A 12,782-nucleotide genomic window follows, 5' to 3' on the forward strand; every position below is an offset into this window, starting at 1 on the left:
CGCAGATTGCAACGCCAATCGTGACTAATGGCTTAGCTGTCGCGCAGAAAAACCGGGGGTCGGCGAATCCATCCCTGGCTCCGGCGGGATCAGGACGGGCTCGGTCGCTGGCGTCCGACGCGCGCGGGGACTAGAACAGGGCCATGCAGATGTTCGACATCCTGGTCGTCGCCGCCATCCTCGCCGTCACGGTGACGCTGGGTCTGGGCCTCTATTCGCTGTTCCGGGGCGGGGACTACGCCCGGAGCCATTCCAACAGGCTGATGCGCTGGCGGGTCGGGCTTCAGGCCGTGGCCGTGCTGATCCTGGTCGTCGGCATGGTGTGGAAGGCGACGCAGGGGGCCTGATCCATGGTGACGCTGAACAAGATCTACACCCGCACCGGCGACGACGGACAGACCCGGCTGGCCTCGGGCGCCCCGGTGTCCAAGGCTGATCCCCGGGTCGAGGCTTACGGCGCGGTGGACGAGCTGAACGCCGTCCTGGGCGTGGCCCGGCTGAACAGCGGCCAGAACGACCGGATCGACGCCATGCTGGCCCGGATCCAGAACGAACTGTTCGACCTGGGCGCCGACCTGGCCACCCCGCTGGACCCGCCGCCCGCCTGGGAAGCGCTGCGCATCCTGGACAGCCAGGTCGAGCGGCTGGAGCAGGAAATTGACTGGATGAACGAGAGCCTGAAGCCGCTGGACAGTTTCATCCTGCCCGGCGGTTCGCCCTTGTCGGCCCATCTGCATGTGGCCCGGACCGTGTGCCGCCGGGCCGAGCGCGAGGCGGTGCGGCTGGTCGAGGCGGGGGAAGCGGTCAACGGCGCGGCGGTGCGGTATCTGAACCGGCTGTCGGATCATTTGTTCGTCGCGGGGCGGCGGGCGAATGCGAACGGGGCGAACGACGTGAAGTGGAAGCCGGGGGCGACGCGGTAGGGGCCGTAATTTCCTTTCGTCACTCCCTTCCTTTCGTCATTCCGGGCGAAGGGCCGCTTGGCCCGTAGACCCGGAACCAAGCGGCGCCGAAGGCGAAATCCATCCGCCGCAAGGCGCCGAAAGACCAAATCCGCGACAGTTTCGCGCTCGCGCGCGCCGCTGGGTTCCGGGTCTCCGCTTCGCTGCGCCCGGAATGACGAAAGGGAGAGGCTCGGAATGACGAAGGGCGACATATGGTTTAGGTTGTGCGCATGGCGACGCACCGCACCTTTATCGCGACCTATATCATGGCGAGCGGACGGAACCGGACGCTGTATGTCGGGATGACGTCAAACCTTGTGGCGCGGGCCTGGAAGCATCGGAACGGGACGTTCGAAGGCTTTGCCAAGGACAACGGCTGCACGCGGCTGGTCTGGTTCGAACAGCATGTGTGGGTTGTGGACGCCATCACGCGCGAGAAGCGGATCAAGGGCTGGAAGCGGGATTGGAAGCTGAAGCTGATTGAGGAGATGAACCCCGATTGGCGGGATCTCGCGGAAAGCTGGTACGAAGCAACCGACCCGAACTGGACGCCGCCGGAGGAGGATTGACGCCCTCCCTCTTTCGTCATTCCGGGCGAAGCGTAGCGGAGACCGGGAACCCAGCGGCGCCGAAGGCGAAATCTCTCCGCGGGAAAATGCTCGAAAATCAGAGTCCGCGACAGGTTCGCGCTCACGCGCGCCGCTGGGTTCCGGGTCTTCGGGCCAAGAGGCCCTTCGCCCGGAATGACGAAAGGAAAGGCGCGCGTGCCTTACGTCGCCGGTCTGGCCGCGGCCAGGGCCGCCTTCTGGCGGGTGATTTCGGCGACGCGGGCGCTTCGCATCTTTGTCGCCATCCTCCTCAGTGCGGAAGCGTCGCCGTCCAGGCCTCAAGCGCCGCCGTGTCGTTCATGTCTCCGTCAAAGCGATGGAGGGGCGTCACGGGCTGATTATGTCCCCGCTCCCGGCCGATATAGAATTTCATCGGCAGGGACATGGCGCCGAGGCCGCTGGGGACCCGGACGGATCGCACTTCCATATAGACGGTATCGGCCCCGGTCTCGCGTCCGATGGGTTTTGCGCCGAGACGAACCCACAGGTCCACGGCGTCCAGGCAGGCCGACATGCAGGTCTCGTCCGTCAGCACGAACACGGTCCCCCCCGGCGGCTGAAAGGCCAAGGCCTCGGGGGCGGTCGCCGAGCCGCCATTGAGATCGGGCCTTATGATCCAGCGATCATCGCCTCTCGCCAGCGCATGCTCCAGACCGGCGATGGAATTCCGATACCAGTCCCTGGCTTCGCTTGAGAGGCTTCCATTCGCGTCGCGCTTTTCCAGGTTCGCGCGCATGGCCTGCAGATTGTCGTGCGAGGCGCGCCAGACGACTGTCATCGGGGGCTCGGGCGCATGCTGAAATGCGCCGGGGCCCCATAGGTTATCGGCGATCTGATGCGACCAGAGGGATGATCCGCCGCCATTGCCGCGAAGGTCGAAGACAACCGCTGGGGCTGAACGCAGGGCGTCGGCCTGTGCCGCGATCTGCGTGATCAAGCCGCCCAGACCGCGCCCGTCTTCACTTTCCGGGTTGCCGTTGAAGGTCGGAAGCCTGATCCAGTAGCGACCGTCGTCCAGGCGGCGCATCCCGATCGCACCTCGCGTGCGGGCCGGAAAAACATCATAGCGGGAATAGAAGTCGGGTCCGGCCGGTCGCCAGTCCAGATCGACTGCGTGGGCGCCGGCGGGGGTTTCGAAGACGCAGTTTTCGATGGGGGCGACGTAAGGGTCGCCCGTATCGATCATGACCCATCCGCCGAACGACAGGCGTTGGGACGCCAGTTCCCAGCGTCCGAAGCGGGCGCCGATACGTTCATTCCCGATCTGAAAGGCGTCGCGACCGTCGCATGACGCGATTTTGGCGCCCGCAGGCACGCCCGCCCACGGCTCTGCAAACGTCACCACCAGGCCTCGGGCTCCGTCGTCCCGCGCAATAAAGCCTGGCCAGGTCTTCCCCTGGTCGGGCGTCGATCCGTAGACGCCGAAGCCGAGATGGCCGTCATCGAACGCCGCCACATAGTGCTGCAGGGCATAGAAGTAGTCGGCGAAACTGTCGGCGGCGTCGGCCCGGGTCAGAGCCAGGGCGTATTGCGCCTCGTTCAGGCGCGCGAACTGGGGGTCGTCGGGGTTGACCATGCCGGGATGACTGGAGGCGATGGCGTCATGGATCGCTGTCGCGTCCTCGCGCAGGGTTTTGCCCCAGTCTCTGTCTGCCGGGGATTGAGTCGACGGCGGGACGGCGTCCTGGGCTCCGGATCCGGAGAGCGAAGGGGCGGCTTGGGTCTGGGCGGGGAAGGTTGCGGCCGATAGGGCCAAGGCTCCCGCCGCGACAAGCGCAAGGCGACGAATAGACGGCATAGAAGTCCCCCCTTCGGCCGCAACCTCCGGGCGGCGTGGCCGGTTCCTAGAGTAGGCGGGCGTCAGGGGGCGGGCAAGATGTCGCTCGCCCGGCGGGGCGAGCTGAGCGACGCGGTAGGGCTCCACCGCCCATACAGGACGAAAGAAGAGAGGGCGGCGTCACCTCTCCGCGCGCGAAGGCGCGGGGGGGAGGTGAATCGTGGTCACAGATCTTCCCCCGCTTGCGGGGGAAGTGTCAGCTCGTCGAGCGGAGCGAGACGGCTGACGATGGGGGGCGTTTTGCTTTGCTGAAAAAAGACTTCCCTCTCCGACCCTGGTTCGCTTCGCGAACGCCGGGCCACCTCTCCCGCAAGCGGGAGAGGGTCTGGTTCCACGCGCCTTCGCGCGTGGAGAGGTGACGTTATCCGATCAGGTCGCCGGTCGGGCCGCAGCCAAGGCCGCCTTCTGGCGGGTGATTTCGGCGGCGCGGGCGCGGTCCTGGGCGGCGAGCTGGTCTTCGATGCGGATCAGTTCGCGGTTCTTTTCGTCCGAGGCCTGGGCGCGGGAGACGCCGTTGGGGCGGCCGGTGATCTGGGCGATGGAGATGGGCTGGGCGCAGATGCGGTTTTCCATGTCGTACCATTTGCCCGCCGCCTCGCAGCGTTCGCCCGGCGCGACCCAATAGGCCTGGACCGCGAAAACGCCCGCGATGGACACGCCGAACAGGGCGAAGAAGATCATGGCCAGGCGGGGAAAGGTCAGAAAACGCTTCATCTCAGGATCCGTTAGGCGGGTTTTGCACGGGAGCTTGACCCCGCGTTACGTTGACAGGCCTTCGCGACCGCTCCATGTCCTGCCCCTACATTCAGGCGAATTCACGGATAGACCCATGAAGGTTCTCGTCCCCGTCAAACGGGTGATCGACTATAACGTCAAGGCCCGCGTCAAGGCTGACCAGTCCGGCGTCGATCTGGCCAACGTCAAGATGAGCATGAATCCCTTCGACGAAATCGCCGTCGAAGAGGCGGTTCGTCTGAAGGAAGGCAAGGAACATCACGCCGCCGGCACGGCGACCGAGATCGTCGTGGTCTCCATCGGCGTGACCCAGGCCCAGGAAACCATCCGCACCGCCCTGGCCATGGGCGCGGATCGGGGCGTTCTGATCCAGTCGGATGCGGACCTGGAGCCGCTGGCGGTCGCCAAGCTGCTGAAGGCGGTGGTCGAGGAAGAAAAGCCCGACCTGGTTCTGATGGGCAAACAGTCGATCGACGGCGACAATAATGCGGTGGGCCAGATGCTGGCCGCCCTGCTGGACTGGCCCCAGGCGACCTTCGCCGGGAAACTGGTCATCGAAGGCGGCAAGGCGACCGTGACGCGCGAGGTCGACGGCGGCCTGCAGACGCTCTCGGCGGACCTGCCGGCCGTGGTGACGGTGGACCTGCGGCTGAACACGCCGCGCTATGCGTCGCTGCCGAACATCATGAAGGCCAAGAAGAAGGAGATCGCCATGAAGGCGGTCGCCGACTATGGCGTCGATGTCGCCGACCGTCTGAAGGTCCTGAAGGTCACCGAGCCGCCGAAACGCTCGGCCGGCGTCAAGGTGGCCGATGCGGCCGAACTGGTTTCCAAGCTCAAGTCCGTGGGAGCGCTGTAATATGGCTGTCCTCGTCATCGCCGATCACGACGGTTCGACCGTTCGCGACACCACAAACAAGACCGTGACCGCCGCCCTCGCCCTGTCGTCCGATGTGGATGTTCTGGTCGTCGGGCAGGGCGTGCAGGCGGCCGCCGACGCCGCTTCGAAGATCGCCGGCGTCCGCAAGGTGCTGCTGGCTGAGAGCGCCGGCCTGGGCCACGGCCTGGCCGAGGCGGTGACGGACACCGTCCTGCCACTGGCCGCCGGTTACGACGCCATCCTGACGCCCGCGACCACGGACGGGAAGAATTTCGCCCCCCGGATCGCCGCCAAGCTGGACGTCGCCCCGATCTCGGACATCATCGAGGTGGTGTCGGCGGATACGTTCGTGCGGCCCATCTACGCCGGCAACGCCCTGGAGACGGTCCAGTCGGCCGACGCCAAGAAGGTGATCACCGTGCGCCCGACGGCCTTCGCCGCCGCCGCTGAAGGCGGTTCGGCCGCCATCGAGAGCGTCACGGGCGCCGATGCCGCCAAGACCGCCTTCGTCTCCGAGGAAATGGTCAAGTCGGACCGCCCGGACCTGGGCGCCGCCAAGATCGTGGTCTCGGGCGGTCGCGCCCTGGGCTCGGCGGACGAGTTCCACGCGGTTCTGGAACCCCTGGCCGACAAGCTGGGCGCCGCCATCGGCGCCTCGCGCGCGGCGGTGGATGCGGGCTATGCGCCGAACGACTATCAGGTCGGCCAGACCGGCAAGGTGGTGGCCCCGGCCCTGTACATCGCCATCGGCATCTCGGGCGCCATCCAGCACCTGGCCGGGATGAAGGACTCCAAGACCATCGTCGCCATCAACAAGGACCCGGACGCCCCGATCTTCCAGGTCGCGGATTATGGCCTGGTCGGCGACTACAAGACCGTCGTGCCGGAACTGATGGCCGCCCTGGGCTGAGGCTCGAATGAAGCTGCCTGGCGGTGGGCAGGCGGTCGTTCCGGAGGGAAAGATCGAAGCCTACTGCCTGTCGGCGGACCACCCGGAAGGCCGACACAAGGCCCGGGTCTTCGCGTCCGCCCTGGGTCTGACCCGGGCGGACGCTCCCTATCTGAAACGCCGGCTTCTGGAAGCGGCCAGGGAGGCCGAGGCCGAGCCGGTCGGGACGACGCCGTTCGGGACTCTGTACCGGGTCCGCTTCATGCTAGAGTTCCGCGGTCGCACGGCGCTGATCCGCAGCGGCTGGATCGTAGGATCGGACGGGGTTCCCCGTCTGACGACCGCGATGGTGGAGTGACGACCATGATTGAGGAACTCGACGTCGTGGCCCTTCTGGCCGATCTTCCGGATCTGGGCCTGAAGAAGGGCGAGCGCGGCACGGTCGTGATGATGTTCGACCCGGCCCGCTTCCTGGCGGAGTTCGCCGACGAGAGAGGCGTGGAACGGGCGACCCCGACCCTGAGCGCCGAAGATGTCGAAGTGGTGTGGCGCGCCGCCGATCATCGCGCCCCGGATCGACGCGCCGCCGGTTGATCCCCTGTCCCGACTTCCGATCAAGCTACAGCCCGGCGCGTCCAGCGACCGGATCGACGGCTGGGACACAGATCCCGAGGGCCGGCCCGTGCTGAAGGTGCGGCTGCGCGCCCGGCCGGTGGACGGCGAGGCCAACGCCGCCCTGGTCAAGTTCCTGGCCAAGGCCCTGGGGGTGTCGAAGTCGTCGGTCGTGCTGGAGCGGGGCGGGCAGTCGCGGCTGAAAATGGTCTCCGTCGAGGGACTGGACGAGGCGGGGCTGAAGGCGCGGATCGACGCGGCCACAGGCGAGGCGGGCTGAACCGCCCAGAGCCGCCCAACCGCCCAGAACCGCCCAGAACCGCATCGCCGCCGGGTCGGGGGACGGCGACTGTCACAGGTTCGCGGTAGACAGGCCGGGGCGGATCGGGGGACGCGGGCGGCCTTGTCTGATTTGCTGGACCGACGCCCATGACCCCTGTCTCCCTCCGCTTGGTTTCCGCCCTCGCGCTTGCGATCGGTCTTTGCGCCTCTGGGGGCGCCTCGGGGGGCGCCTCTGGAGCCTCGGCGCAGGCGGCGGCCCGTCCGCCGGTCGAACAGAGCCAGAGCCAGGGCCGGGCGAAGAATGTGATCCTGTTCCTGGCGGACGCCGGGGGCGTGGCCTCGGTCCATGCGGCCAGCGTGATGGCCTATGGCGAGCCGCTGAAGCTCCATATCCAGCAGTGGCCGAACCTGGGGCTGAGCGAGACCTCGCCGGTCGACGCCTTCGTGTCGGACTCGGCCAACGGCATGAGCGCCATCGTCACCGGGGTGAAGACCCACAACGGGGTGATCAGCCAGGGGCCGGACGGCGAACGCGGCCGGCGCGACGGGACCCCGACCCAGACGGTGCTGGAATACGCCGAGCAGCACGGCCTGCTGACCGGGGTGGTGACCGACCGTCCGATCACCGACGCGACCCCGGCCGCGACCTACGCCCATTCCAACGACCGCGGCAAATGGGGCGAGATCTTCCCCCAGGCCTTTTCGCCGCGCTTCGGCGACGGGGTGGATGTGCTGATCGGATCGGGCCGGACGGAGATCGCTGAACAGATGGCGGCGAACGGCGTCAGCTACGACAGCCTGGCCCGGGCGCACGACCGGCCGATCTATGCGACGCTGGAGGCGGCGCCGGCGGGGAACCGGCGGCCCGTGGTCGTGGCCGAAGAGATCGACGTGCGGGCGGCGACCCTGAGGGCGCTGGACCTGCTGCAGGCCGGGGACAAGGGCTATCTGCTGGTGGTGGAATGGGACGCCCATACCGACGATCCGCGCGAAGGCCTGCAGAACATCGCCGACCTGGACAGGCTGATCGCCGAGGTGCAGTCGCGCGTCGATCTGGACGACACCCTGATGATCTTCACCGCCGACCACTCTTTCGGCCTGCAGGTCGACGGCGGGCGTCGCGGCCAGCCCCTGCTGGAAGGCTATGAGGCCTGGAAGGCGCGGGACGGCGACGACCGCGTGGTGCGGCTGGAGAATGTCATGGTCAACCGCACCCATACGGCCGAGGAGGTCCCGGCCCTGGCCATCGGCGTCGGCGCCGAACGGGTGCGGGGCTATTTCCCCAACACCCATCTGTTCGAGGTGATGATGAAGGCCTTCGGCTGGACGCCCTCGTCCGGCGACTGAGACTTCAAGAGAGGAAATGGCGCACCCGACAGGATTCGAACCTGTGACCCCTGCCTTCGGAGGGCAGTACTCTATCCAGCTGAGCTACGGGTGCGCATGCGGCGTGACGCCGAAAGGGCCGCTTACAGCAAGCTGCGGGCGGCCTCAATCCCGAATAAGCAGATGATGGCCGGATGACCGTCTTGAACCATCGCCGCTGGTTGACAGGTCAGCGCTCTCCCGGCCTCAAGCAGCGCGAAGCGCGGTAGGCCCAAAAGAAAGCGCGCCTGCGCCCTATTGCGCGGTCATGCCGCCGTCGATCTTGAACTCGGAGCCGGTGACGAATTTGGATTCGTCGGAGGCGAGGTAGAGGACGCAGTAGGCGACGTCGTCCGGTTCGCCGATCCGTTTCAGCGGGATGCCGCGCGTCAGACGTTCGTGGGCCTTGGCCTCGTCGCCGCCGGCCATGGCGATGAAGGGGTCGAGGATCGGGGTCTTGATGAAGACCGGATGGACCGAGTTGCAGCGCACGTTCCAGTCGGCCTTGGCCGCCTCGAGCGCCAGAGTCTTGGTGTACATCCAGACGGCGGCCTTGGTGGCGTTATAGGCGCCCATGCCGGGGGCGGCGACCAGGCCGGCGATGGACGAGATGTTGACGATGGAGGCCGGGGCGGCGGTGCGCAGGTGCGGCATGGCGTGTTTGGCGCCCAGCATGATCGAGCGCAGATTGATCTCGTACTGACGCTGCCAGTTGTCGACCGTGTCCTGTTCGACGAAGGCCAGGGGGCCGCCGACGCCGGCGTTGTTGACCAGGACCGACAGGCCGCCCAGGTCGGCGACGGCGGCGGCGATGACCCGTTCCCAGTCGGCTTCGCTGGCCACGTCGTGGGCGTAGGCGAAGGCGGCGCCGGGGATTTCGGCGTTGATCCGCTCGGCCAGGGCGGCGACGCGGCCGCCGTCGATGTCGGTCAGGGCCAGTCGGGCGCCCTCGCGGGCCATCATGGCGGCCATGGCCTCGCCCAGGCCGCCGGCGGCGCCGGTGATCAGGACGGTCTTGCCGGCGACGCGGCCGGGGCGGGCGAAGGAAGCGGCGCTCACGAGACCGCTCCCATGTCGGCGGCGGCGCGGTCGATGAACCGGGCCAGGGTCACGTCCTTGTCGGTCACGCCGTCGGCGTCGTGGGTGGTCAGCAACACCTCGACCCGGTCATAGACGTTCGACCATTCCGGATGGTGATCCATCTTGTCGGCCATCAGGGCGACGCGGGTCATGAAGCCGAAGGCGGCGTTGAAATCGGCGAACTTGAGACTGCGCGATATGGCCGCCCGGTCGCCGTCATGGGGGCGCCAGGCGGGCAGGGTCTTCAGGGTTTCCGCAACGTCAAGGCGAGTGTCGGTCATGGGCTTTCCTCTTTTCTTCCGGCGTAAGGCGCCCGACGGATCGCGGCAAGCGTGCGCAAACGTCTCCGACGGTCGCGGAACGCATGAGCAAGCTCTGGCGTTATCGGACGTCGCGAAAGCGTCGCCGTTTCTGGCGCGGAGAAGTGGATATGGACAATCTGTGGCTCGCCGCTCTGGACGCGGCCGACAGGAAGCGGATCGAACCTCATCTGAGCGAGCACCAGATCGCGCGCGGCCAGATGCTGTACGACGCCGGCGAGGCGGTCGATCAGGTCTGGTTCCCGCTGAAGGGGGTGGTGTCGCTGATGACCGTCCTGCCGGACGACAAGATGGTGGAGACCGCCGCCATCGGGCGCGAGGGCCTGGTGGGGGTGACCTGCGGCCCGTTCAACGCCCGCGCCGCCAGCCGCGCCATCTCCCAGCGCGACGGCGTGGCCGTCTGCTGTTCGGCCGAGGTGTTCGGCCAGGCGCTGGATGAGAGCGAAGGCCTGCGCCAGGCCCTGTCGCGTTTCACCGAAGGCCTGATGGCCCAGGTGCAGCAGGCCGCCGCCTGCAACGCCCAGCATCGACTGGACGAGCGGTTGGCGCGCTGGCTGCTGACCCTGCACGACCGGGCCGAGGACGACCGGATCGACCTGACCCAGGCCGACATCGCCGGCATGCTGGGCGTGCGCCGCGCCACGGTCTCCGAGGTCGGGACCGTGCTGGAGGGCAAGGACCTGATCCAGCGGGGCCGGGGCTGGGTCCGGGTGCTGGACCGCGACGGGCTGGAGGAAGCGTCGTGCGGCTGTTACGGCCTGATGCGCGAGGTGATGAAGGATCTCGAACTGCCCCAGCCCCAAGCCGGGTCGGAAGCGATGCGATCAGGCTCTAGTGACGCGTGACGGGCGGCCCGTGACGCGCTAGACCGCGCGCATGACCGACGCCTCCTCCCACGGCCCGCATTCGTCGGGCGACCGTTCCTCCTTCGGCTTCCGCGACGTCGATGCGCGCGAGAAGGTCAAGATGGTGCGCGGGGTCTTCGATTCCGTCGCTTCCAGCTATGACGTCATGAATGACCTGATGAGCGTGGGCGTCCACCGCCTCTGGAAGGACGCGGCGGCGGCCAAGCTGAACCCCCGGCCCGGCGAGACCATCCTGGACGTGGCCGGCGGCACCGGCGACATGGCCCGGCGCTATTCCAAGATGGCGCGTGCGGCCCAGGAACGGCGCGGGGGCGAAGACGCTTCGGTGATCGTGCTGGACTATAACGCCGAGATGATCCTGGCCGGGGTGCACAAGGGCGGCGAGCCGGAGATGAGCTGGTCGGTCGGGGACGCCATGGCCCTGCCGCTGCCGGACGCCTCGGTCGACGCCTATTCGATCAGTTTCGGCATCCGCAACGTGGCCCATATCGACAAGGCCCTGGCCGAGGCGCGGCGCGTGCTGAAGCCGGGCGGCCGGTTCCTGTGCCTGGAGTTCTCGCGCCCGACGACCGGGCCGATCCGCGCGGCCTATGACGCCTGGTCCTTCCACGCCATTCCGCGCATCGGCGGCTGGGTGGCCAAGGATCGCGACAGCTACCAGTATCTGGTCGAGAGCATCCGCCGCTTCCCGGACCAGGCGGCCTTCAAGGGCCTGATCGAGGACGCCGGCTTCAAGCGCGTGTCGGTGACCAATCTGTCGGGCGGGATCGCCGCCATCCACCACGGGTGGGCGATCTGACCCGGATCTATCGCACGGCCCCGCCGCCGCCGCCCGCCGTGGCGGCGCAGAACCCGGTGGCGGCCTTTCTGCGCCTGCTGGGCTGGCTGTGGGTTCTGGCGCGTCATGACGCCCTGATCCCGCGCGAGGCCAATCCCCTGCTGCCCGTCTGGGCCCGACCCTTCGCCCGCGCGGTGCAGATGCTGTCCGGCCGCGATGGACGTCAGGGCCGGCCGGGCCAGAGACTGGGCAAGGCGTTCGAACATCTGGGGCCGGTGGCGATCAAGCTGGGCCAAGTCCTGGCCACCCGCGCCGACATCTTCGGCCTGCAGTTCGCGCGCGACCTGGGCCGGCTGAAGGACGCCCTGCCGCCCTTCCCGCTGGAAGAGGCGCGGCGCGAGATCGAGAAGTCGCTGGGCCGGCCGGTCGAGAGCCTGTTCACCGACCTGAGCCCGCCGGTCGCCGCCGCCTCCCTGGCCCAGGCGCACCGGGCGACCCTGGCCGACGGCCGGGCCGTGGCGGTCAAGGTGCTGCGGCCGGGGGTCGAGCGCCGCGTCGCCGACGGCCTGGACGCCATGCGGCTGGGCGCCGCCCTGGTGTACCGGCTGGTGCCCCTGTCGCGCCGGCTCGAGCCCCAGGCCTTCGTCGAGACCATCGCCAATTCCATGGATCTGGAGCTGGACATGCGGCTGGAGGCGGCCGCCGCCAGCGAGATGGCCGATGTCATGGCCAAGGACGGCTATATGTCCGCCCCCGCCGTGGTGTGGGACGGGGTGGGCAAGCGGGTGCTGACGCTGGAATGGGCGCAAGGGCTGCCCATGACCGATCCGGCCCTGACCGACCTGCCGGGCCTGGATGTCGATCTGCTGGCCGACAATGTGGTGCGGGCCTTCCTGGTTCAGGCCCTGGATCACGGGGTGTTCCACGCCGATCTGCACGAGGGCAATCTGTTCGCCAGCGCCCCGGCCCATCTGACCGCCATCGACTTCGGCATCGTGGGGCGGCTTGGGCCGGCCGAGCGGCGCTATCTGGCCGAGATCCTGTGGGGCTTCATCAGCCGCGACTACGACCGGATCGCCCGGGTCCATTTCGAGGCCGGCTATGTGCCGCCGCATCACTCCGTCGAGACCTTCGCCCAGGCCCTGCGCGCCGTGGGCGAGCCGGTGATCGGCCGCGCCGCCAGCCAGGTGTCGATGGGCCGGCTGCTGGGCCAGCTGTTCGAGATCACCGCCCTGTTCGACATGCGGCTGAGGCCCGAACTGATCCTGCTGCAGAAGACCATGGTCTCGGTCGAGGGGGTGGCGCGCCGGCTTCAGCCCGACCACGACCTGTGGAAGGCGGCCCAGCCGGTGGTCGAACGCTGGATCCGCCGCGAGCTGGGGCCCCAGGCCCAGGCCCGCGACGCCCTGAACGAGATGATCGCGGCGGCGCGGGCCATCTCGCGCCTGGTGCAGGAGCCGCCGCGTCCGGCGGCGGTGGTCATCGAAAAGTCGGGAACTCCCGCTTGGGTCACGGCTTCAGTCACGGTCGCGGTCATCGCGGCCCTGACGGCCCTGGGCCTTTCGCTCTGGCCCTATCTGTCCTGA

16 protein-coding genes and 1 tRNA gene are annotated in these 12,782 nt (G+C 68.1%); 12 read left to right on the forward strand and 5 right to left on the reverse strand.

Annotated elements, in window-relative coordinates:
• The first annotated feature begins 143 nt into the window (after positions 1-143).
• The 3 genes from ACW18C_RS00485 (at position 144) to ACW18C_RS00495 (ending at position 1,513) form a co-directional block, all read left to right on the forward strand.
• On the forward strand, positions 144-347 hold the full coding sequence (locus ACW18C_RS00485) for a twin transmembrane helix small protein (protein ID WP_008261253.1): 204 nt from the start codon (positions 144-146) through the stop codon (positions 345-347).
• Between the two features lie 3 nt (positions 348-350).
• Positions 351-923 (forward strand): cob(I)yrinic acid a,c-diamide adenosyltransferase, encoded by a 573-nt coding sequence (locus ACW18C_RS00490; protein ID WP_426025678.1) that lies wholly within the window; start codon positions 351-353, stop codon positions 921-923.
• 251 nt (positions 924-1,174) lie between these two features.
• Positions 1,175-1,513, forward strand: coding sequence for a GIY-YIG nuclease family protein (locus ACW18C_RS00495; protein ID WP_492072177.1), 339 nt, complete (start codon positions 1,175-1,177; stop codon positions 1,511-1,513).
• A gap of 289 nt (positions 1,514-1,802) precedes the next feature.
• On the opposite strand, the gene ACW18C_RS00500 is transcribed toward ACW18C_RS00495, so the two are convergent.
• Both ACW18C_RS00500 and ACW18C_RS00505 read right to left on the reverse strand, forming a co-directional pair.
• Positions 1,803-3,308, reverse strand: a complete 1,506-nt coding sequence (locus ACW18C_RS00500; RefSeq protein WP_492072179.1) for a S41 family peptidase — start codon at positions 3,306-3,308, stop codon at positions 1,803-1,805.
• Positions 3,309-3,758: 450 nt separating this feature from the next.
• Positions 3,759-4,103, reverse strand: a complete 345-nt coding sequence (locus ACW18C_RS00505; protein WP_492072180.1) for a hypothetical protein — start codon at positions 4,101-4,103, stop codon at positions 3,759-3,761.
• A gap of 115 nt (positions 4,104-4,218) precedes the next feature.
• Between ACW18C_RS00505 and ACW18C_RS00510 the strand changes: the two genes are divergently transcribed.
• The 6 genes from ACW18C_RS00510 (at position 4,219) to ACW18C_RS00535 (ending at position 8,134) form a co-directional block, all read left to right on the forward strand.
• Positions 4,219-4,983 carry an electron transfer flavoprotein subunit beta/FixA family protein gene (locus ACW18C_RS00510; RefSeq protein ID WP_492072181.1) on the forward strand — a complete coding sequence of 255 codons (765 nt, stop codon included), beginning with the start codon at positions 4,219-4,221 and terminating at the stop codon, positions 4,981-4,983.
• 1 nt (position 4,984) lies between these two features.
• Complete coding sequence (locus tag ACW18C_RS00515) at positions 4,985-5,914, forward strand: electron transfer flavoprotein subunit alpha/FixB family protein (RefSeq protein ID WP_008261292.1); 930 nt, start codon at positions 4,985-4,987, stop codon at positions 5,912-5,914.
• A 7-nt stretch (positions 5,915-5,921) separates the two neighbouring features.
• The gene (locus ACW18C_RS00520) at positions 5,922-6,251 is read left to right on the forward strand and encodes a DUF6883 domain-containing protein (protein WP_492072182.1); all 330 of its coding nucleotides are present in this window, start codon (positions 5,922-5,924) and stop codon (positions 6,249-6,251) included.
• A gap of 5 nt (positions 6,252-6,256) precedes the next feature.
• Positions 6,257-6,487, forward strand: a complete 231-nt coding sequence (locus ACW18C_RS00525; protein WP_492072183.1) for a DUF4926 domain-containing protein — start codon at positions 6,257-6,259, stop codon at positions 6,485-6,487.
• A complete protein-coding gene (locus tag ACW18C_RS00530) occupies positions 6,426-6,785 on the forward strand; it encodes a DUF167 domain-containing protein (RefSeq protein ID WP_492072185.1) in 360 nt (119 codons plus the stop codon). The genes ACW18C_RS00525 and ACW18C_RS00530 overlap by 62 nt, the downstream gene beginning before the upstream one ends.
• Before the next feature lie 149 nt (positions 6,786-6,934).
• Entirely contained in the window at positions 6,935-8,134 is a 1,200-nt protein-coding gene (locus tag ACW18C_RS00535) for an alkaline phosphatase (protein WP_492072187.1), read from the forward strand.
• A 17-nt stretch (positions 8,135-8,151) separates the two neighbouring features.
• Here the strand turns inward: ACW18C_RS00535 and ACW18C_RS00540 are convergent.
• The 3 genes from ACW18C_RS00540 to ACW18C_RS00550 form a co-directional block, all read right to left on the reverse strand.
• Positions 8,152-8,228: transfer RNA gene (locus ACW18C_RS00540), tRNA-Arg, on the reverse strand.
• A gap of 179 nt (positions 8,229-8,407) precedes the next feature.
• Complete coding sequence (locus ACW18C_RS00545; protein WP_492072189.1) at positions 8,408-9,211, reverse strand: SDR family oxidoreductase; 804 nt, start codon at positions 9,209-9,211, stop codon at positions 8,408-8,410.
• The gene (locus tag ACW18C_RS00550) at positions 9,208-9,513 is read right to left on the reverse strand and encodes a 4a-hydroxytetrahydrobiopterin dehydratase (protein ID WP_492072190.1); all 306 of its coding nucleotides are present in this window, start codon (positions 9,511-9,513) and stop codon (positions 9,208-9,210) included. The genes ACW18C_RS00545 and ACW18C_RS00550 overlap by 4 nt, the downstream gene beginning before the upstream one ends.
• A 149-nt stretch (positions 9,514-9,662) precedes the next feature.
• On the opposite strand from ACW18C_RS00550, the gene ACW18C_RS00555 reads away from it, so the two are divergent.
• The 3 genes from ACW18C_RS00555 to ubiB are packed head-to-tail and all read left to right on the forward strand — an operon-like array spanning position 9,663 to position 12,782.
• The gene (locus ACW18C_RS00555; protein ID WP_492072192.1) at positions 9,663-10,397 is read left to right on the forward strand and encodes a Crp/Fnr family transcriptional regulator; all 735 of its coding nucleotides are present in this window, start codon (positions 9,663-9,665) and stop codon (positions 10,395-10,397) included.
• Positions 10,398-10,428: 31 nt separating this feature from the next.
• On the forward strand, positions 10,429-11,217 hold the full coding sequence (locus ACW18C_RS00560) for a class I SAM-dependent methyltransferase (RefSeq protein WP_492072193.1): 789 nt from the start codon (positions 10,429-10,431) through the stop codon (positions 11,215-11,217).
• The gene (ubiB, locus tag ACW18C_RS00565; RefSeq protein ID WP_492072194.1) at positions 11,205-12,782 is read left to right on the forward strand and encodes a 2-polyprenylphenol 6-hydroxylase; all 1,578 of its coding nucleotides are present in this window, start codon (positions 11,205-11,207) and stop codon (positions 12,780-12,782) included. Before ACW18C_RS00560 ends, ubiB begins: the two co-directional genes overlap by 13 nt.

The sequence above is a fragment of the Brevundimonas sp. FV1ye7S genome, assembly GCF_058680995.1.

Coding starts and splice junctions, on each gene's coding strand:
- ACW18C_RS00515 (WP_008261292.1), top strand. CDS start 4,985: ATGGCTGTCCTCGTCATCGCCGATCACGACGGTTCGACCGTTCGCGAC.
- ACW18C_RS00555 (WP_492072192.1), top strand. CDS start 9,663: ATGGACAATCTGTGGCTCGCCGCTCTGGACGCGGCCGACAGGAAGCGG.
- ACW18C_RS00490 (WP_426025678.1), top strand. CDS start 351: ATGGTGACGCTGAACAAGATCTACACCCGCACCGGCGACGACGGACAG.
- ACW18C_RS00505 (WP_492072180.1), bottom strand. CDS start 4,103: ATGAAGCGTTTTCTGACCTTTCCCCGCCTGGCCATGATCTTCTTCGCC.
- ACW18C_RS00530 (WP_492072185.1), top strand. CDS start 6,426: ATGTCGAAGTGGTGTGGCGCGCCGCCGATCATCGCGCCCCGGATCGAC.
- ACW18C_RS00535 (WP_492072187.1), top strand. CDS start 6,935: ATGACCCCTGTCTCCCTCCGCTTGGTTTCCGCCCTCGCGCTTGCGATC.
- ACW18C_RS00560 (WP_492072193.1), top strand. CDS start 10,429: ATGACCGACGCCTCCTCCCACGGCCCGCATTCGTCGGGCGACCGTTCC.
- ACW18C_RS00550 (WP_492072190.1), bottom strand. CDS start 9,513: ATGACCGACACTCGCCTTGACGTTGCGGAAACCCTGAAGACCCTGCCC.
- ACW18C_RS00495 (WP_492072177.1), top strand. CDS start 1,175: ATGGCGACGCACCGCACCTTTATCGCGACCTATATCATGGCGAGCGGA.
- ACW18C_RS00525 (WP_492072183.1), top strand. CDS start 6,257: ATGATTGAGGAACTCGACGTCGTGGCCCTTCTGGCCGATCTTCCGGAT.
- ACW18C_RS00520 (WP_492072182.1), top strand. CDS start 5,922: ATGAAGCTGCCTGGCGGTGGGCAGGCGGTCGTTCCGGAGGGAAAGATC.
- ACW18C_RS00510 (WP_492072181.1), top strand. CDS start 4,219: ATGAAGGTTCTCGTCCCCGTCAAACGGGTGATCGACTATAACGTCAAG.
- ACW18C_RS00485 (WP_008261253.1), top strand. CDS start 144: ATGCAGATGTTCGACATCCTGGTCGTCGCCGCCATCCTCGCCGTCACG.